A 17,090-nucleotide genomic window follows, 5' to 3' on the forward strand; every position below is an offset into this window, starting at 1 on the left:
TTCATACATAGTTAACAAAAAGAAAGATATCTGTTACAAATGATAACCTTTTGTGAATATTCTGTATAAATTAAGCTAACATCAGTCGTTTAAGTTTGTCAGGTCTAACAAAAAACATGAAAAAATGAAATTACACTATGCTTTTTTAGGTTCTGCAATTCTGACCGGCTTAATAGCATGCAATTCTGATGAAAGTTCTAACAATGAACCACAAAGTCCAATTCAGTTAAAAAATCATTCGGTTACACCTGTCTTATTAAATACGAAAACCGAATTTTCAGCAGTAGAAACTTTCTCATTATTTTCCAGTGAGGATGATTTTATTGAAACTCCGGAATTCGTTTTTGGTGGTTCCGCTGATGGCTCCGGTTTATTTAAAAATTCAGATGGAACCTTTACTTTTTTAGTAAACAATGAAGATAATTATTCGGTAGCAAAAATTAAATTTGACAACACCTTTAAGCCCGTTGCCGGTGAATACGTTTTAAATTCTAACGGGTCTGGAAACCGTTTATGTTCTGCCTCTTTAGCAACTCCTGAAATACACGGTTTCGGGCCAATTTTCCTGACGGCCGGAGAAAGTGATAACGAATCACAAGTACACGCAATCACGCCTTTTGACACCAAAGCCAACAATACAACCCCTAGACCCGTTTTAGGTTTTGGAAGATGGTGTGCTGAAAACGCTGTTCCTTTAGCGAAAGAAGCGTATGCAGGGCAAACCATAGTTCTTTTGGGCGATGATGATTCCGGTACTTACGGAGGTCAATTGGTTTTATACAAATCATCAACCGGAGATTTAAACAATGGAAAAGTATACGTGATCAAACGTACAGATAACGTTACCAATGAAAGAACCATGACCGAAAACACAAGTTACCCGGTACAGTTCGTAGAAATTACCAACGCCAAAACCAATACCGGTTTACAAAACAATCAGGCAGCACAAGCCTTAAACGCAATCGCTTTCGGTCGTGTGGAAGATATTGATTACCGCAAAGAAACCGGTAAAGAAAGAGAAATTTATTTCAACGTTACCGGACAAAACAATTCCGGAGCCAATACAGACAATTCCCGTTCTAAATATGGTCGTGTTTACAAACTGGAACTGGACGCCAACAATCCTTTAAGCGGACAACTCACATTAGTTTTAGATGGAGATAACAGAACCGGAAAAGCAAAACAATTCCAAAATCCGGACAACATCTGTGTAACGAAAAACTATGTTTACATTCAGGAGGATTCTAACGGTTATGGTGATGAAACGCACGATGCTTACATCTATCAGTATAACATTGCCACTAAAGAATTAAAAGTGGTTTTTGAATTAGATCACAAAAGAAACGATGCAACCAACAAATTCTTAAGTTCAACTTCAGCTTTAGGATCTTGGGAATATGGTGCATTGCTTGATGTTTCCGAAACAATTGGAGTGCCGGACACATTCATGTTATCCATTCAGCCACACTCTTGGAGAACCGATGCTTTCAAAGGTGTTGATGGCGGAAGTGTTCGTCCAAACGAAAATCAGGGAAGTCAAATCGTATTGATTAAAGGTTTACCAAGATAATTCCAAAATAAAGAATACCAATAAATTAGGAGTACTTCACCGTGCTCCTAATTTTTAATTTACAACGTTGATGAAAAAAATCATCCCTTTATTGCTACTTGCACTATTTATATTCTCCTGTCAAAATAAAGAATACAACCCGCTTACTCCTACTGAAAAAACCAAGCAGCATTTTGTAGCGCATTATTCCGAATTCGCAAAGGAAGTTTCCGAATTAAATACGTTGATTCAGAAAAAATCCGATAAAAAAACACTTCGGCAAAAATTCAAAAGCACCCGATTAGCCTATAAAAAAACAGAAGCCCTGCTAACCTTCTATTTTCCGGAAACCGCTATAAAGATAAACGGAGCCGCCATAGACAAAAACGACATCCAGGAAACCAGCCGCAAAACGGAAGAAGCCACAGGTTTTCAAAAAGTGGAAGAGCTACTTTTTTCCGATGAATCCGATACTGAAGAGTTAAAAAAACAAATCGGAATTTTAAATGGCTATGTCCAATCGGCAAAAACGAATACTGAAAACATACTACTTTCCGACAGCAATATTTTTGAAGCGCAAAAACTGGAAATGCTCCGTATGATGAGCTTGGGTATTTCGGGTTTTGATTCTCCGATTGCTTTTCATTCCATTCCGGAAACTAAAGCGGTAATTCAAAGCATTGGCAGAACAATCTCAATTTTTAAAACAGATGAGGCGTTCACGGCACTGATTAGCCAAACAGAAACCTATCTCGACAAAAATCAGGATTTCGATACTTTTAACCGCGCGGAATTCATTGTAACATACTGCATTCCCATTTCTAAAAAAATCCAGCAGCTACAAAAAGAACTTAAAATCAAAAACAATCCTTTTCCGGGTGCCATCAATTTTGAGGAAGCTACTGTTTTTGAAGAAACCGCTTTTAATGTGAATTATTTTGCCCCGGCTTACAACCAAAACCCTTCAAATGAGCAAATTGCTTTAGGTGAACAATTATTTTCCGACACTATTTTAAGCGGTAACAACCAGGTTTCGTGTACTACCTGCCATATTCCATCCCAAGCATACGCCGATCATAAAACCAAAGCCGTCGAAAACGGAAAACTGTCCCGAAACACACCTACCCTTTTAAATTCCGGCTTTCAAAATACTTTATTTTTAGATGGTCGCGTGCAGTATCTGGAAGACCAAGTCAAAGCGGTTATCAACAATAAAGATGAAATGCACGGTAGTTTTGCCCATGCGCTTGACAAAGTAAAAAAGAGTACGAAATATAAGCCGGAATTTAAAAAAGCTTTCCCCAACGATAACGAAATTACAGAACAGAATCTTTTAAAATCGTTGGCGAGTTATGTGCGCTCGTTATCGAAACTCAATTCCAAATTCGATTCTTATTTACGTGGAAAGGCTGCATTTTCATCACAAGAAAAAAACGGTTTTAACCTGTTTATGGGAAAAGCAAAATGTGCTACGTGTCATTTCTTTCCATTGTTCAACGGAAGTGTACCTCCTTTTTACAATGAAACCGAAAGTGAGGTTTTGGGTGTTCCTTCTAAAAACGTAATTCAAAACGCAACAATTGATACTGATTTAGGCGAATATCTAATAACGAAAGCGCCCTTAAAAAAGCATGCATTTAAAACACCAACCATTCGAAATTCTGCAGTAACGTTTCCTTATATGCATAATGGTGTTTACAATTCGCTTGAAGAAGTTATCGATTTTTACAACCGCGGCGGTGGTGCCGGAATTGGTATAAATTTAGACAATCAAACCTTACCAACCGACAAACTAAATCTTTCCAAAACCGAAATTCAAGAGTTGGTTGCTTTCATCAAGACCCTTAACAATCACTGATTATTCCTCATACATTTCCAAAAGCTTCGTAACGGTATTCAGATTGCGCATCGTTGCCGTTACATTTAACTTTTTCTCAATGTATTTCTGGTCGAAACGGGTTTTTCCGGCTCCAACTGCGTATTTAATGTAGATACGATTTTTGTCGATTACGGCTTCATCAGGTTTAACCTGACTCATTTTGAGTTCATGAATACTACTGTCATTCAATTCTTTAGAGATGAAAGTGAAATACAGTTTTTTGGTATCAATATCTTTTTCTTTTAAGTACGGATTGTTTTGCAAACAGGCTTCCAAATCATTTTTAGTAACAACAATAATTGGCACATCGTAACCCCATTCTTTAAAAATCTCCTGTTTGATTTTAAATCCGACTGTTGCTCCGTGTCCTTCTTCAGAATCTATAAAAACATTACCCGATTGAATATAGGTTCTCACATTTGCAAAACCCATTCGCTCCAATAAAGCTTTAAGGTCTTCCATTTTAATCATGTTGTGTCCGGAAACGTTAATGCCGCGAAGCAGTGCTAAATGACGATACATAGTAGTTCAAAAATTAGAAATACGAAGTACGAAATTTGAAGGTGTATTTGCAACTAAATCTTTATTGCTTTTTCAATTTTTAAAATCTTTTCTTTTATCAAGCATAAATTCGAGAACGTCAAGTACGCCATTTTGTTGGGTAATATCTCTGGATTTCAGGTCATTTTCACAAAAAACGATAAACGGATCGATTTCGTTTTCCTTCAGATTTAACTTAGTTATGAAAAATTCATTTGAAAACTCTCTTCTCACATACTTCTTGAAACTTTCAGTGTTTTTCACTTCACCTTTTGGAGCCAACTGCTTATCCAGCAACTTAATGATTTTATTCCCTATCTCTACAAAATCGATTCCTTTATCAATCTCACCGGTAAAAACACCAACTACTTTTGGCTGATTTTCCTCTCTTGCCAATTTTTCCATTTTTAAAGCTTCATAGCTGGTACCGACTTTAAGTTTTTCTGTCCCTGCAATTTCAATTTCTTTTAATTCAACAGCTTTTATTTCCAATTGAAATACAATTTCGGAATTAAAATGCTCCTGGTTCAGTTTTACTTTTTTCTCGTTATAATCTTTAGCCGCGAACAAAATGACATCTCCAACAGCAGCCGATATTAAAAACTTCCCCTTATCATCTGTTTTCTTTACTATTTTTTTGGTAATATTGACTACTTCAACATTAGCTTTTGCATAACCATTACCCAAAACAATCCCTTTCAAATCGTGTTGCCCGAAAAGATTCAAATGGAATAAAAAAAGAATAAAAATTATAACGAAACGATTCACGGTACATACTTTTTATATTATCACTCTAAGTTACTGCATCCTTTTTCAATTTCCTATTAATTTCCTGTTAATTATTTGATTTCCTTTACATTAAAAAATAAAATTTTAAAATTCCAGATTATCACACTAAGCAGAGTTGAAGTATCAAATCCCAAACCTCAAATTCGTAATTGACAATTCGTAATTCGTAATTGACAATTCTTATCTTTGCCGCATGGGAAGAAAGAAAACAGACAAAATCGTATTCGAAAACGTGAAAGTCCTTGATGCAGGTGCAAAAGGCGTATCAGTAGCAAAGGCTCCTGATGGTAAAGTAATTTTTATTCCGAATGTAGTGCCGGGCGACGTAGTGGATGTACAGACATTCAAAAAACGCAAAGCCTATTACGAAGGAAAGGCCGTGAATTTTCATGAATTTTCCGAACATCGCATCGACCCGATCTGTGAGCATTTCGGCGTTTGTGGCGGTTGCAAATGGCAGAACATGAAATACGAGCAGCAGCTGTTCTACAAAAATCAGGAAGTTTATAATCATTTAAAAAGAATCGGTAAAGTGGAATTGCCGGAATTTGAACCGATTTTAGGTTCCAAAGAACAATTCTTCTATCGCAATAAAATGGAATTCGGTTTCTCGTCTTCCCGCTGGATGACTCAGGAAGAAATCGATTCCGAAGTGGAATTAGACAATAAAAATGCCGTTGGTTTCCACATCCCGAAAATGTGGGACAAAATTCTGGACATCAACAAATGTCACTTACAGCAGGATCCTTCCAATGCCATTCGTAATGAAATAAGACGTTTTGCCAACGAAAACGGATTAACATTCTTCAATCCTAGAGAAAATCACGGTTTGTTGCGTACCCTTATGATTCGTACAGCATCTACCGGAGAAATCATGGTATTGATTCAGTTTTACGACAACAATAAAAAAGGCATTGAACTGATGATGAATTTCTTGTCGGAGCGTTTCCCGGAAATCACGTCGTTACAATATGTGATCAATCAGAAAGCCAACGATACTATTTACGATCAGGACATCATTCTTTTCAAAGGAAGAGAATATATTTTGGAAGAAATGGAAGGTTTGAACTTCAGTATCAATGCGAAATCGTTCTATCAAACCAATTCTGCTCAAGCCTATGAATTGTATTCAATTACTAGAGAATTTGCTGGTTTAACAGGTAATGAACTGGTTTATGATTTATACACCGGAACCGGAACTATTGCACAATTCGTTTCCAAAAAAGCGAACAAAGTAATTGGTGTGGAAGCCGTTCCGGAAGCAATTGCCGATGCCAAAGAAAACGCAAAACGCAATAACATTACCAACTGTGAGTTTTTTGTTGGGGACATGAAAAACGTGTTCAACGACGAATTCATCAAAACACACGGTCATCCGGATGTAATTATTACCGATCCGCCTCGTGACGGTATGCATGCTGATGTAGTGGGACAGATTTTGAAAATTGCTCCAGAAAAGGTAGTGTACGTGAGTTGTAATTCGGCAACACAAGCGCGTGATTTAGCTTTAATGGACGGAATGTACAAAGTAACCCGAGTGCGTCCGGTGGATATGTTCCCGCAAACGCATCACGTGGAAAATGTTGTACTTTTGGAAAAACGAAATTAGTTTACAGTCGCAGTCACAATAATCAGTTAAAAATTTTCATTTGCAAAAACACTGATTATCACATTGATTCTAAATACACTATGAGAAAACTTAAAATAGTTGCATTGTCTTTTTTACTTGCCAATTCATTTTGGAGTTGTGAGAAAGATGATATCTGTGCCGAAGGAACACCAACCACTCCCAATGTGGTGATCGAATTTTATGATGCTGCCAATCCTGAAAACCTGAAAACCGTTAGTAATTTAGGCGTTGTGGCTTCGGGTTTTACAACTGGGATATCGTATAACGGCATTAGTAAAATTAAAATTCCTTTGAAGGTTAATGAAGACGTTACTACACTTCAGTTCATTCAAAACGGTTCAGACTCAGACAATACCAACGATAACAGTGATGTACTTACCTTCAATTACGTTCGTTCTGATGTTTTTATCTCGAGAGCCTGTGGTTACAAAACGGTTTTTCAACTGAATGACAATAGCCCGGAATTGATTAATGACTCCAATATGTGGATTCAATCCCGAACCATAACACAATCCAATATCCAAAATGAAAATGAAACACACATTAAGATCTATTTTTAGTATGGCTTTGATGTTGGTTTCGTTATCAGCATTGGCACAGGAAAAAACTAAAGACACCGTTAAATCTGGAAAAACAGAACGTTATGGATTGCGCGTTGGTTTAGATTTACACCGTTTGGCAAAATCTGTTTATGACAAAGATTACAAAGGTTTTGAAATTGTTGGAGATTATCGCCTAACGAAAAAAATATACATCGCCGGAGAATTAGGAAACGAAAAGAAAACCGTAGATGACGACCAACTTAATTTTACCACCAAAGGAAGTTATTTCAAAGTTGGTTTCGACTACAACACCTATCAAAACTGGCTGGATATGGAAAACATGATTTATGCCGGTATGCGTTACGGAGTGAGTTCGTTTTCTCAGGAACTGAACCAATATACCATTTATAACACCAATCCCTATTTTGGTCAGACAACAGTTATCGCGGATAAAGAATTCAGCGGATTGAACGCCAGCTGGTTGGAAGTGGTTGGCGGCGTAAAAGCTGAACTTTTCAATAATGTCTATTTAGGATTTTCCGCCCGAATTAATTATCTGGTAACCAATAAAAAACCGGAGAATTTTGACAACTTATTTATACCGGGATTTAACCGTACCTATGACGGAAAATTTGGGGTAGGATTTAACTATACCGTGAGCTACTTCATTCCTCTTTATAAAAGTCAGAAATAAAAATCATAAAAAATCCCAACTTAAGAGTTGGGATTTTTTTATCACTTAACTTCTTTAACACCTTTAAAGAAAAGCCATTTCATAAAAAGCTTTTCGCCTTCGCTGGTTTGCACTGTCTGAAATTTTGGTGCTAGTAACGTAGCCACAACAAAAGCAGTTAACGGTAACCAGATTCCAGTTAAATTGGTAAACATTTCGGCTACAATTCTAACAATTACAAACAATAGCGCAAAACCTATAAAGTTGTATAGCAAACCTTTTGTTTTTAAAGTCATCTTTTTAAAGTTATGAATTATGAGTTATGAGTTAAAAAGCGATTATTGATCACTATTTTCTTGACGCTGACCCGAGTCCTTTGGACGATCTGGCGAAGCAAATTTTGTTCGCTTGCTTCCTTCATACATTTCGTATTTCACCAAACGTGCTTCCAGTTTTCCGTTGAATAGTTTTATTTTTCGGGACGGTTTCAAACCTACGAATTTCAATGCTTCTAAATTGGCAGTGATAAACCACGCATTCGTTCCCGGGTAACTTTGTTTCAACGTATCACCGATTTCTCTGTAAAATCGTTCCATCTCGATATCCAAACGCTCCCCATAAGGCGGATTGAATACCATATGCAAAGGCCCGCGGGTTTCTTTTTCCGTATCGAAGAAATTGCGTTCAGAGATTTTCACATATTCATCCAAATTGGCATTTCGGATGTTGTCCTTTGCTTTCATTACAGCAGACGGCGCTTTGTCATAACCCGTAATCGTATAATGAAACTCTTTTACTTTCTTCATCAATGAATCCATTATCTGATCAAATAAAGCATTATCCCAATCATTCCAACGCTCGAACGCGAATTCTTTTCGGTTGATATTGGCCGGTATATTGCAGGCAATCATCGCCGCTTCTGCCAAAATGGTTCCTGAACCACACATCGGATCGATAAAATCGCCTTGGCCATCCCAACCGGAAAGCAATAACATTCCTGCTGCTAAAACTTCATTGATTGGAGCGATATTAGTTGCAGTTTTATATCCTCTGTGATGCAACGAATCACCGGAACTGTCTAAAGAAACCGAACATTGATCACGGTCGATATGCACGTTGATACGCAAATCCGGAAAATCTTTATCGATATTCGGGCGCTTGCCAAATTTCTCACGGAACTGATCTACAATAGCATCTTTCGTTTTCAAAGCCACGAACTGCGAATGGTTAAAATGCTCCGAATGCAACGTCACATCCACCACAAACGACTGATGCGCCGACAAATACTTCGACCAGTCAATCCCTTGAATGCCACGGTACAAACTTTGTTCGTTAAACGCTCTGAAATGATAAATCGGTTTTAAAATTTTTAAAGCCGTTCTCAAAGCAAGATTCGCTTTATACATAAAACCTTTGTCCCCGTAAAAGCTAACCATACGAGTCCCTTGCTCTATCTTCTGAGCCCCTAACTGGGCCAATTCTTTTGCTAATATTTCTTCAAAACCAAATAAGGTTTTGGCAACCATTTTAAAATTTTGTTCCATTCTTAAGTATCCGTATCAAAGCAATCTCTTTTTTCTATCTTCAATTGTCTATTTTCTTACTTCCTATTGATTGCATCGGCAAAAATACGTTAAATTTGTAGGCTTAAAGAATTTCTATGCAAAAAGATACTGCAAATTGGTTTGCCTCTTGGTTTGACACACCTTATTACCATATTTTATACAAAGACCGTGATTATGCCGAAGCGCAGCATTTTATGGACAACCTTACCCATTATTTAAATCTGCCTGAAGATGCTAAAATTTTGGATTTGGCTTGTGGAAAAGGACGTCATTCTTTATATCTCAATCAGTTAGGCTACGATGTTACCGGTGCTGATTTATCTGAAAACAGTATCGCCTCAGCATCAGAATTTGCTAACGACAAACTGCATTTCAAAGTACACGATATGCGGGAGCCTTTCGAGGAAAAATTCGATGCCGTATTCAATTTATTTACCAGTTTCGGGTATTTTGAAAGTGATGACGATAACCTTACCACTTTAAAAGCCATCAAAGAAAGCCTTACCGAATACGGTTTTGCGGTAATCGACTTTATGAATGTAAATTACATCATCAACAATTTAGTTCCCGAAGAAATAAAAACCGTTGAAGGCATCGATTTTCACATCAAACGCTACGTAAAAGACAATCATATTTTCAAAGAAATCGATTTTGAAGACAAAGGGCAAAAATTTCATTTCACGGAAAAAGTAAAAGCCTTAACTTTAAGCGATTTTGAGCAGATGATGGAAGAAGCCGGGATTTTCCTTTTGGACGTTTTCGGCGATTACAAACTGCGCAAATTTTTTAAAAACGATTCGGAACGCTTAATCCTGATTTTCAAATAGTATGATCTACTTACTGCCTTTACTTTCGGTACTGCTTGGCTACGTGATAGCTACCTTTTTTCGTCCGGAAAGCAAAAAGAACCTGAAGGTTTTACTGGCTTTCAGCGGTTCTTTCTTATTGGCATTGACCGTATCGCATTTACTGCCGGCGGTATATGAATCCTCCCACGTTGCTGATGCTCACGGCCATGTTCACAATGGCGTAGGTTTCTTCATCATGTTCGGAATTCTGTTTCAGATTATTTTGGAATATTTCTCGCAAGGTGCCGAACACGGGCATGTACATGGACACGACACCATGCACCACATTCCGTGGTCGTTGTTCATCAGTTTGTGTCTGCACGCCTTATTGGAAGGAATGCCGGTGAGCCATCATAACGATTTGGCTTGGGGCATCGCCATTCACCACTTCCCGATAGCTATTATTTTAACCACGTTTTTCAGTAGTTCCCATTTGAACCGGACTTCTATTTTCGTCTTTATGTTAACCTTTGCCGCCATGACCCCACTGGGCACCATCGCATCGGAAAAACTACCGTTCATCACGCATTATTACGCAGAAATCACCGCTTTTGTGATCGGAATTCTCTTTCATATTTCATCCACGATTATTTTTGAAACCAGCGAAGGACACAAATTCAATATGGCGAAACTGTCCGCAATTATACTGGGGATTGTGTTGGCTTATTTTATGTAAAAAATATATTTAATAAAAAATAAAAAAAACATGGGAATATTCTCTGCTATATTAGGAAATGCAGGTGCTGTAGACAAAGACACTTTAGTGAAAGACTATGGCAAACTATTAATTACAGGTGAAACTGTAGAGTTAGGCTTTAAATTAATTCGCGATACTTTTATTTTTACGAACAAACGCCTTATATTAGTTGAAAAACAAGGACTTACCGGAAGTAAAATAGAGTACAAATCAATTACATACAAAAGTATATCACGTTTTAGCATTGAAACAGCCGGTACTTTCGATTTGGAAGCCGAATTAAAAATCTGGGTTTCCAGTGAAGTAAATCCAAGTATTGTAAAACAGTTCAATAAATCAGTTAATGTGTATGATGTACAAAATGTTTTGGCGCATCATGTATTAGGTTAAATTATGGCATTTACAAAAACCACCGAGCAATCCTCAAAATACGAACATCTTGAAAAAATGTCGGTTCACGATTTACTGACCAACATCAACAACGAAGATAAAACCGTTCCGCTGGCCGTAGAAAAAGCCTTGCCGCAAATTGAAACTCTTGTTTCCATAATCGTGGCGCAAATGAAAAAAGGTGGGCGATTATTCTACATCGGAGCCGGAACTTCAGGAAGATTGGGAATTGTGGATGCCTCGGAATGCCCGCCTACTTTCGGTGTTCCTTTTGATATGGTCATCGGACTGATTGCCGGCGGCGACACGGCCATCCGTAAAGCTGTGGAATTTGCAGAAGACGATAAAGAACAAGCCTGGAAAGACTTATCCGAATGGAACATCAATAAAAATGACGTTGTTATCGGAATTGCGGCCTCAGGAACCACACCTTATGTAATTGGCGGCCTGGAAAAATGCAATGAAAACAATATTATAACGGGCTGTATTACCTGCAATGCGGGAAGCCCATTAGCGTTAACCGCAAAATTTCCGATTGAAGTAGTTGTCGGTCCGGAATTCGTAACCGGAAGTTCCCGAATGAAAGCCGGTACCGCCCAAAAATTGGTTTTAAATATGATTTCCACGGCCACCATGATTCAGCTAGGACGTGTAAAAGGTAACAAAATGGTTGATATGCAACTCAGCAATGTAAAACTCATTGACAGAGGTGTAAGAATGATAATGGGAGAAATACCGGTTTCGTATGAAGAAGCCAAAGCACTTCTGGAACAACACGGAAGCGTTAGAAAAGCAGTTGAAAACTATCCTAAAAAATAAAGTTATGAAACACATTTTTACCTTGATTTGTTTATTGTTCATTGCTACAGCATTTTCGCAGCAAATCCGTATGGAAAAAGGAAAATTTTATGTAAAAGGCGACCAAATCTCCAGTAGAGAAACGAAACAAATGCTGACTACAAACCCTGAAGCTTTAAAACTATTCAAAAAAGGAAAAAATAAAGAGTCTCTTGGAGGCTTTCTGATTGGTTTCGGAGGCGCCATGATTGTTGGCGATGTAGTAGTAGGATTAGTTTCTGATGCTAATTATCCGTCGGCTATGAGTTATATTGGAGCTGCTTCAGTGTTAACGTCTATTCCTGTGATGTCCGGAAAAAATAAAAAAATGAAACAAGGAATTGATTTATACAATAAAGGTGTTGAAAACACTCTGGGGTATCATGATAAACCAACGGTAGATTTAAATATCATCGCCAACGGAAACGGCTACGGAATTCAAATTGCTTTCTAATGGCAACAGATAAGCAAATTTTAGTTAAAGGAGTACGCTATCTTGGCTTTGCGCTGCCGCTGATGTTTATTGGCCCAAGTATTATTCACAGCGCTTTCAAAAACCAGAGTCATCCGTTTTACATTCCCGTTTTGGGCGTGGGCATTATTTTTTGCCTTTTATCTATTTTCCTGATGTTCAGAGGTATTCAAACGATAATGAAAAGCTTATTCGATGGAAATAAATAACAATTATCTGGAAAGCGTCAAAAGACTTTTTCTCTATTACAAAACCATAGGTGAAAAAGCGATGAATCAATTAGAACCGGAACAACTTTTTTTCGCTGCTAACGAAGACACGAATTCCATTGCGGTAATTGTTCAGCATCTTTCCGGAAACATGCTTTCCCGTTGGACCGATTTTTTAACTTCCGATGGCGAAAAAGAATGGCGCAACCGGGACAGTGAATTCGAAACGGTTTTAAAAACCAAAGATGAATTATTGAACATTTGGGAAAAAGGTTGGGATTGTCTTTTTCAAGCCATCAATTCCTTAACACCGGAGCAACTGACACAAATTGTATACATCCGAAACGAAGGACATACCGTTTTAGATGCCATCAACAGGCAACTGGCACATTATCCCTATCATATCGGGCAAATTGTATTTTATGCCAAGATGCTGAAACAAACAGAATGGGACAGTCTATCCATTCCTAAAAACAAATCCGGAGACTATAACGCGGATAAATTCTCCAAAGAAAAAAGCACCAAATATTTTACAGACGACGAACTAAACAAACTGAAATGAAACTAGTTACTATGCTCGCTTTAACAGTATTGATAACTTCCTGCTACAATCAGGAACGCAACTGTAACGATTTTAAAACCGGTAAATTTGAATTTATACAGGTAATCAACGGAAAAGAAACCAAATCTGTTTTTGAGCGTACCAAAACCCTTCAAATTGAAACCTTCAACGGAAAAACCGACACCGCTTCCGTACGTTGGGTGGGTGACTGCGAATTTGTACTGCAAAAATTACATCCGAAAACCATGAATGAAAAAAAGGCAATTTCCATGAAAATACTGACAACCAACGAGAAAGGTTACGTTTTTGAATATGCTTTCGTAGGTGAAGGAAAAAAACAACGCGGGACTGTAACAAAAATCGACTAACATACGTTTAACAGCAAATCCTTAACCTTACAAAATGGAAATATTTTTAAATCCGGATGCCTGGGTAGCGCTACTAACCTTAACGTTTCTTGAAATCGTTTTAGGTATCGACAACATCATTTTTATTTCAATTGTAACCGGTAAACTTCCGGAAGAAAGCCGTAAAAAAGCCACACAAATTGGTCTTTTTTTAGCCATGTTCATGCGTATCGGGCTGTTATTTGGTATCACACTCCTGATTGCCATGAAAGAACCTTTATTCAGTATCGACTGGGGCTGGTTTAGTGCTCATTTTACGGGGCAGGCCTTGATTTTATTAGCCGGAGGTATCTTCCTGATCTATAAGAGCACCAAAGAAATCCATGAAAAAGTGGATCATAAAGGTGAGGAAGAAAAGGAGCTTAAAACTTCCGCAGCCAAATCATTTGGAAACGTTATTTTTCAGATTTTGTTAATCGACTTAATCTTCTCAGTAGACAGTATCCTGACTGCCGTTGGTATGACAAACGGACTTGAAGGCGCTTTATACATTATGATAACAGCAGTGGTTATTTCCGTTGGTATTATGATGTTGTTTGCAGTTCCGGTTGGAAATTTCGTAAATGCTAATCCTTCCATCCAAATTTTAGGTCTTGCCTTCCTTATCCTTATCGGTTTTATGCTGATGACGGAAAGCATGCACTTATCAGGAGCTTCGTTGGCAGGACAACATGTAGGTGCGGTTCCGAAAGGCTATCTGTATTTTGCCATTGCTTTCTCGCTGGGAGTGGAGTTTTTGAACATGAAAATGCGAAAGAAATAATAACCAATTTATCATATAAAAAAAGCGCTCAAATATGAGCGCTTTTTTTATTCTAACGTTAAGGTAATCTGACCGTCATCTTCTAAGTTGATGTTATAATCCGTCATTTCATGGTCTTCCTTTACTTCCAGTTCTTCCGGCACAACCTCTTCGGGTTCTTCATACGGAAGCGGTTCAAGGAGATTAACCTGTTTTAATTTATCACTGGTTAATTGGTTCCCTAAAGCTTTGATTCCTTTTACCGCGATAAACTGCTCCATGTCAATGGTTTGATTTTCCTTCTGAACACCTTTATTTTTAGCAAAAATGATTTCGGCTACCGGACGCCAATCTGTGGAAACGATTTCCAACTGTGATTTTTCGTGTTCCGATATAAAGATTTCTTCCTTGTTTTCATTTTCGATTAAAAAACGTTTGATGAAATAACGTTCTTTTTCCCCATCATAATAAATAGCAGATATCGGTTTCTTTGGATGCCATTTTTCAAGAATGATCATGTCTTCATCGAAATGCGTGGTCAACTCCGGAATGATAGTCTTCAATTTTCCGGATTGGTTGATGATCAGTAAACGATCATTCGGACGGAATTCGCCCAACAACTCCCCTCTTCCATCAACATTCAAACGCTGAACGGTATCATCAAACCAAATTTTACGTGGTCTTAAGGTGGAAATACCTTTTTCTTTGAGTTCGATCTTCTTGATTGGATATTTCGAAACCGTATTTCCTTTGGAAGCTCTTCCTTTGATGGCAATATCCGCAAAATCCAAATCCCATTTCAGTTTTTTCACGCTGCCTACCTGACGCAACAATATCGTAACGACTTCCGCTTCGCCATTTGGATTGTGTGAAAAATACAATACCATCGAACCTGGTTTTTCCTGAGTCAAATCATACGCTTTGTCTCGCGTTACTCCCGAAACATTAAAACGTTTTATAAATGACGAACCCGATTTTCCATCACGGTAAATCATGTTATAAATGGTACGTTTGTCATTCTTATCGAAAACCGCCACGTGAATAATATCTTTCCCAACGAATTTCTTTTCGTCTACTTTGGAAATCATCATTTTACCGTCGCGAAGGAACACTATTACATCGTCAATGTCGGAACAATCCGCTACATATTCGTCTTTTTTCAAGCCAGTCCCGATGAAACCTTCTTCACGGTTCACATATAATTTCGTATTTCTTAAAACAACTTTCGTAGCTTCAATGGTATCGAAATTTCGAATTTCCGTTTGACGTTCACGACCTTTTCCGTACTTCTCTTTCAGTTTGGCGAAATAGTCAATGGCAAAGTCAATCAGATTAGCCAAATGATGTTTCACCTGAGCCATTTCGTCTTCTAATTTCGCAATCAATTCATCCGCTTTATCAGAATCAAAACGCGTGATACGAATCATCGGGATTTGCGTCAATTTCTGCAAATCTTCATCGATAATGTCTCGCATTAGCTGTTTTCGGAACGGTTCAAAACGCTTGTACATGTATTCGAATAACGATTCTTTGTCCGAATACAATTTAAAGTCGATGTACATTTCTTCACGGATGAAGATTTTCTCCAAAGTCGAAAAATGCCATTTCGTTTCCAATTCCTGCAACTGGATTTCCAATTCCTGACGCAACAACTCAACCGTTCTGTTCGTTGAGATTTTCAACATATCGGAAACCCCAATAAACAACGGTTTATGATTCTGGATTACACAACCAAGCGGTGCAATCGAGGTTTCACAGGCGGTAAATGCATAAAGTGCATCAATCGTTTTATCCGGAGAAACACCCGGTGGAAGATGAATTAAGATTTCAACCTCAGCGGCAGTGTTGTCTTCAATTTTCTTGATTTTGATTTTACCCTTATCGTTCGCCTTCAGAATACTATCAATCAAGGTTGATGTATTGGTCGAAAATGGAATCTGGGTAATCACCAACGTCTGTTTGTCCAACTGGGAAATCTTGGCACGTACGCGAACACGTCCGCCGCGCATTCCATCGTTGTAATTGGAAACATCGGCAATTCCGGCTGTTGGAAAATCAGGAAATAAGGTGAATGGTTTCCCTTTTAATATTTTGATCGACGCATCGATTAATTCGTTGAAATTGTGTGGTAAAAGTTTCGTGGACAAACCAACGGCAATCCCTTCTCCACCCTGAGCCAACAACAGTGGAAATTTTACCGGAAGGTTTATCGGCTCGGCACGACGACCGTCATACGAAACGCCCCATTCGGTAATTTTAGGCGAATACAAAACCTCTAAACCGAATTTCGAAATTCGAGCCTCAATATAACGCGAAGCTGCTGCCCCGTCACCGGTTAAGATATTCCCCCAGTTCCCTTGGCAGTCAATCAGCAAGTCTTTTTGACCGATTTGTACCATCGCATCCCCGATACTGGCATCTCCGTGCGGGTGATACTGCATGGTGTGACCAACCACGTTTGCTACTTTATTGTAACGACCATCATCCAACTCTTTCATGGAGTGCATGATACGGCGTTGTACCGGTTTAAAACCATCTTCAATGGCAGGTACGGCACGCTCTAGGATTACATAAGAAGCATAGTCCAAAAACCAATCCTTGTACATACCGGTTACTTTGGTAATGGTGTCTTCTGGATTGTTCTCTTCGTTATTGTAAAAATGTTCCCCTTCGAAAGACTGGTTCTCTTCAGAATGGGCTTCTTCTGAGAAATTATCTTCCGGGGTCAAATCTTCTGTATTTTCGTTTTCTTCGCTCAT

19 protein-coding genes are annotated in these 17,090 nt (G+C 38.2%); 14 read left to right on the forward strand and 5 right to left on the reverse strand.

Going from position 1 to position 17,090, the window contains the following annotated elements:
* The first annotated feature begins 124 nt into the window (after positions 1-124).
* Positions 125-1,570 carry a hypothetical protein gene (locus ABGT15_RS06160; protein WP_367230554.1) on the forward strand — a complete coding sequence of 482 codons (1,446 nt, stop codon included), beginning with the start codon at positions 125-127 and terminating at the stop codon, positions 1,568-1,570.
* A 70-nt stretch (positions 1,571-1,640) separates the two neighbouring features.
* Positions 1,641-3,407, forward strand: coding sequence for a cytochrome c peroxidase (locus tag ABGT15_RS06165; RefSeq protein WP_367230555.1), 1,767 nt, complete (start codon positions 1,641-1,643; stop codon positions 3,405-3,407).
* On the opposite strand, the gene ABGT15_RS06170 is transcribed toward ABGT15_RS06165, so the two are convergent.
* On the reverse strand, positions 3,408-3,950 hold the full coding sequence (locus ABGT15_RS06170; protein ID WP_367230556.1) for a DUF1697 domain-containing protein: 543 nt from the start codon (positions 3,948-3,950) through the stop codon (positions 3,408-3,410).
* Between the two features lie 72 nt (positions 3,951-4,022).
* The gene (locus tag ABGT15_RS06175; RefSeq protein WP_367230557.1) at positions 4,023-4,736 is read right to left on the reverse strand and encodes a hypothetical protein; all 714 of its coding nucleotides are present in this window, start codon (positions 4,734-4,736) and stop codon (positions 4,023-4,025) included.
* Between the two features lie 214 nt (positions 4,737-4,950).
* Between ABGT15_RS06175 and rlmD the strand changes: the two genes are divergently transcribed.
* From rlmD to ABGT15_RS06190, 3 genes are all read left to right on the forward strand, one after another.
* Positions 4,951-6,366 (forward strand): 23S rRNA (uracil(1939)-C(5))-methyltransferase RlmD, encoded by a 1,416-nt coding sequence (gene rlmD, locus ABGT15_RS06180; RefSeq protein WP_367230558.1) that lies wholly within the window; start codon positions 4,951-4,953, stop codon positions 6,364-6,366.
* 80 nt (positions 6,367-6,446) lie between these two features.
* Entirely contained in the window at positions 6,447-6,947 is a 501-nt protein-coding gene (locus tag ABGT15_RS06185) for a DUF6452 family protein (RefSeq protein ID WP_367230559.1), read from the forward strand.
* Positions 6,919-7,623 carry a DUF6048 family protein gene (locus ABGT15_RS06190; protein ID WP_367230560.1) on the forward strand — a complete coding sequence of 235 codons (705 nt, stop codon included), beginning with the start codon at positions 6,919-6,921 and terminating at the stop codon, positions 7,621-7,623. The genes ABGT15_RS06185 and ABGT15_RS06190 overlap by 29 nt, the downstream gene beginning before the upstream one ends.
* Positions 7,624-7,664: 41 nt before the next feature.
* Here ABGT15_RS06190 and ABGT15_RS06195 read toward each other — a convergent pair whose 3' ends face one another.
* On the reverse strand, positions 7,665-7,898 hold the full coding sequence (locus tag ABGT15_RS06195; RefSeq protein WP_367230561.1) for a hypothetical protein: 234 nt from the start codon (positions 7,896-7,898) through the stop codon (positions 7,665-7,667).
* Positions 7,899-7,940: 42 nt separating this feature from the next.
* On the reverse strand, positions 7,941-9,146 hold the full coding sequence (locus ABGT15_RS06200) for a THUMP domain-containing class I SAM-dependent RNA methyltransferase (protein WP_367230562.1): 1,206 nt from the start codon (positions 9,144-9,146) through the stop codon (positions 7,941-7,943).
* Positions 9,147-9,262: 116 nt separating this feature from the next.
* Between ABGT15_RS06200 and ABGT15_RS06205 the strand changes: the two genes are divergently transcribed.
* The 9 genes from ABGT15_RS06205 to ABGT15_RS06245 are packed head-to-tail and all read left to right on the forward strand — an operon-like array spanning position 9,263 to position 14,352.
* The gene (locus ABGT15_RS06205; RefSeq protein ID WP_367230563.1) at positions 9,263-9,994 is read left to right on the forward strand and encodes an SAM-dependent methyltransferase; all 732 of its coding nucleotides are present in this window, start codon (positions 9,263-9,265) and stop codon (positions 9,992-9,994) included.
* Position 9,995: 1 nt separating this feature from the next.
* Entirely contained in the window at positions 9,996-10,691 is a 696-nt protein-coding gene (locus ABGT15_RS06210; RefSeq protein ID WP_367230564.1) for a ZIP family metal transporter, read from the forward strand.
* A 30-nt stretch (positions 10,692-10,721) separates the two neighbouring features.
* Positions 10,722-11,102 carry a PH domain-containing protein gene (locus tag ABGT15_RS06215; RefSeq protein ID WP_367230565.1) on the forward strand — a complete coding sequence of 127 codons (381 nt, stop codon included), beginning with the start codon at positions 10,722-10,724 and terminating at the stop codon, positions 11,100-11,102.
* 3 nt (positions 11,103-11,105) lie between these two features.
* Positions 11,106-11,921 (forward strand): N-acetylmuramic acid 6-phosphate etherase, encoded by an 816-nt coding sequence (gene murQ / locus ABGT15_RS06220; protein ID WP_367230566.1) that lies wholly within the window; start codon positions 11,106-11,108, stop codon positions 11,919-11,921.
* Between the two features lie 4 nt (positions 11,922-11,925).
* Positions 11,926-12,393 carry a hypothetical protein gene (locus tag ABGT15_RS06225; protein WP_367230567.1) on the forward strand — a complete coding sequence of 156 codons (468 nt, stop codon included), beginning with the start codon at positions 11,926-11,928 and terminating at the stop codon, positions 12,391-12,393.
* Positions 12,393-12,620, forward strand: a complete 228-nt coding sequence (locus ABGT15_RS06230; RefSeq protein ID WP_367230568.1) for a DUF6095 family protein — start codon at positions 12,393-12,395, stop codon at positions 12,618-12,620. Before ABGT15_RS06225 ends, ABGT15_RS06230 begins: the two co-directional genes overlap by 1 nt.
* Positions 12,607-13,182, forward strand: a complete 576-nt coding sequence (locus tag ABGT15_RS06235) for a DUF1572 family protein (protein ID WP_367230569.1) — start codon at positions 12,607-12,609, stop codon at positions 13,180-13,182. Before ABGT15_RS06230 ends, ABGT15_RS06235 begins: the two co-directional genes overlap by 14 nt.
* Complete coding sequence (locus tag ABGT15_RS06240; RefSeq protein WP_367230570.1) at positions 13,179-13,550, forward strand: DNA topoisomerase IV; 372 nt, start codon at positions 13,179-13,181, stop codon at positions 13,548-13,550. The genes ABGT15_RS06235 and ABGT15_RS06240 overlap by 4 nt, the downstream gene beginning before the upstream one ends.
* Before the next feature lie 34 nt (positions 13,551-13,584).
* Positions 13,585-14,352, forward strand: coding sequence for a TerC family protein (locus ABGT15_RS06245; RefSeq protein ID WP_367230571.1), 768 nt, complete (start codon positions 13,585-13,587; stop codon positions 14,350-14,352).
* Positions 14,353-14,399: 47 nt separating this feature from the next.
* Here the strand turns inward: ABGT15_RS06245 and ABGT15_RS06250 are convergent, their stop codons facing one another.
* Positions 14,400-17,090, reverse strand: a complete 2,691-nt coding sequence (locus ABGT15_RS06250; RefSeq protein WP_367230572.1) for a DNA gyrase/topoisomerase IV subunit A — start codon at positions 17,088-17,090, stop codon at positions 14,400-14,402.

Origin of the sequence: Flavobacterium enshiense (assembly GCF_040750275.1) — a bacterium.
Lineage (GTDB): Bacteria > Bacteroidota > Bacteroidia > Flavobacteriales > Flavobacteriaceae > Flavobacterium > Flavobacterium enshiense_B.

What these genes read in the sequence shown, in the direction of transcription:
- ABGT15_RS06160 (WP_367230554.1), top strand. Translation starts at nt 125, where the DNA reads ATGAAATTACACTATGCTTTTTTAGGTTCTGCAATTCTGACCGGCTTA.
- ABGT15_RS06165 (WP_367230555.1), top strand. Translation starts at nt 1,641, where the DNA reads ATGAAAAAAATCATCCCTTTATTGCTACTTGCACTATTTATATTCTCC.
- ABGT15_RS06170 (WP_367230556.1), bottom strand. Translation starts at nt 3,950, where the DNA reads ATGTATCGTCATTTAGCACTGCTTCGCGGCATTAACGTTTCCGGACAC.
- rlmD (WP_367230558.1), top strand. Translation starts at nt 4,951, where the DNA reads ATGGGAAGAAAGAAAACAGACAAAATCGTATTCGAAAACGTGAAAGTC.
- ABGT15_RS06185 (WP_367230559.1), top strand. Translation starts at nt 6,447, where the DNA reads ATGAGAAAACTTAAAATAGTTGCATTGTCTTTTTTACTTGCCAATTCA.
- ABGT15_RS06190 (WP_367230560.1), top strand. Translation starts at nt 6,919, where the DNA reads ATGAAACACACATTAAGATCTATTTTTAGTATGGCTTTGATGTTGGTT.
- ABGT15_RS06195 (WP_367230561.1), bottom strand. Translation starts at nt 7,898, where the DNA reads ATGACTTTAAAAACAAAAGGTTTGCTATACAACTTTATAGGTTTTGCG.
- ABGT15_RS06200 (WP_367230562.1), bottom strand. Translation starts at nt 9,146, where the DNA reads ATGGAACAAAATTTTAAAATGGTTGCCAAAACCTTATTTGGTTTTGAA.
- ABGT15_RS06205 (WP_367230563.1), top strand. Translation starts at nt 9,263, where the DNA reads ATGCAAAAAGATACTGCAAATTGGTTTGCCTCTTGGTTTGACACACCT.
- ABGT15_RS06210 (WP_367230564.1), top strand. Translation starts at nt 9,996, where the DNA reads ATGATCTACTTACTGCCTTTACTTTCGGTACTGCTTGGCTACGTGATA.
- ABGT15_RS06215 (WP_367230565.1), top strand. Translation starts at nt 10,722, where the DNA reads ATGGGAATATTCTCTGCTATATTAGGAAATGCAGGTGCTGTAGACAAA.
- murQ (WP_367230566.1), top strand. Translation starts at nt 11,106, where the DNA reads ATGGCATTTACAAAAACCACCGAGCAATCCTCAAAATACGAACATCTT.
- ABGT15_RS06225 (WP_367230567.1), top strand. Translation starts at nt 11,926, where the DNA reads ATGAAACACATTTTTACCTTGATTTGTTTATTGTTCATTGCTACAGCA.
- ABGT15_RS06230 (WP_367230568.1), top strand. Translation starts at nt 12,393, where the DNA reads ATGGCAACAGATAAGCAAATTTTAGTTAAAGGAGTACGCTATCTTGGC.
- ABGT15_RS06235 (WP_367230569.1), top strand. Translation starts at nt 12,607, where the DNA reads ATGGAAATAAATAACAATTATCTGGAAAGCGTCAAAAGACTTTTTCTC.
- ABGT15_RS06240 (WP_367230570.1), top strand. Translation starts at nt 13,179, where the DNA reads ATGAAACTAGTTACTATGCTCGCTTTAACAGTATTGATAACTTCCTGC.
- ABGT15_RS06245 (WP_367230571.1), top strand. Translation starts at nt 13,585, where the DNA reads ATGGAAATATTTTTAAATCCGGATGCCTGGGTAGCGCTACTAACCTTA.
- ABGT15_RS06250 (WP_367230572.1), bottom strand. Translation starts at nt 17,090, where the DNA reads ATGAGCGAAGAAAACGAAAATACAGAAGATTTGACCCCGGAAGATAAT.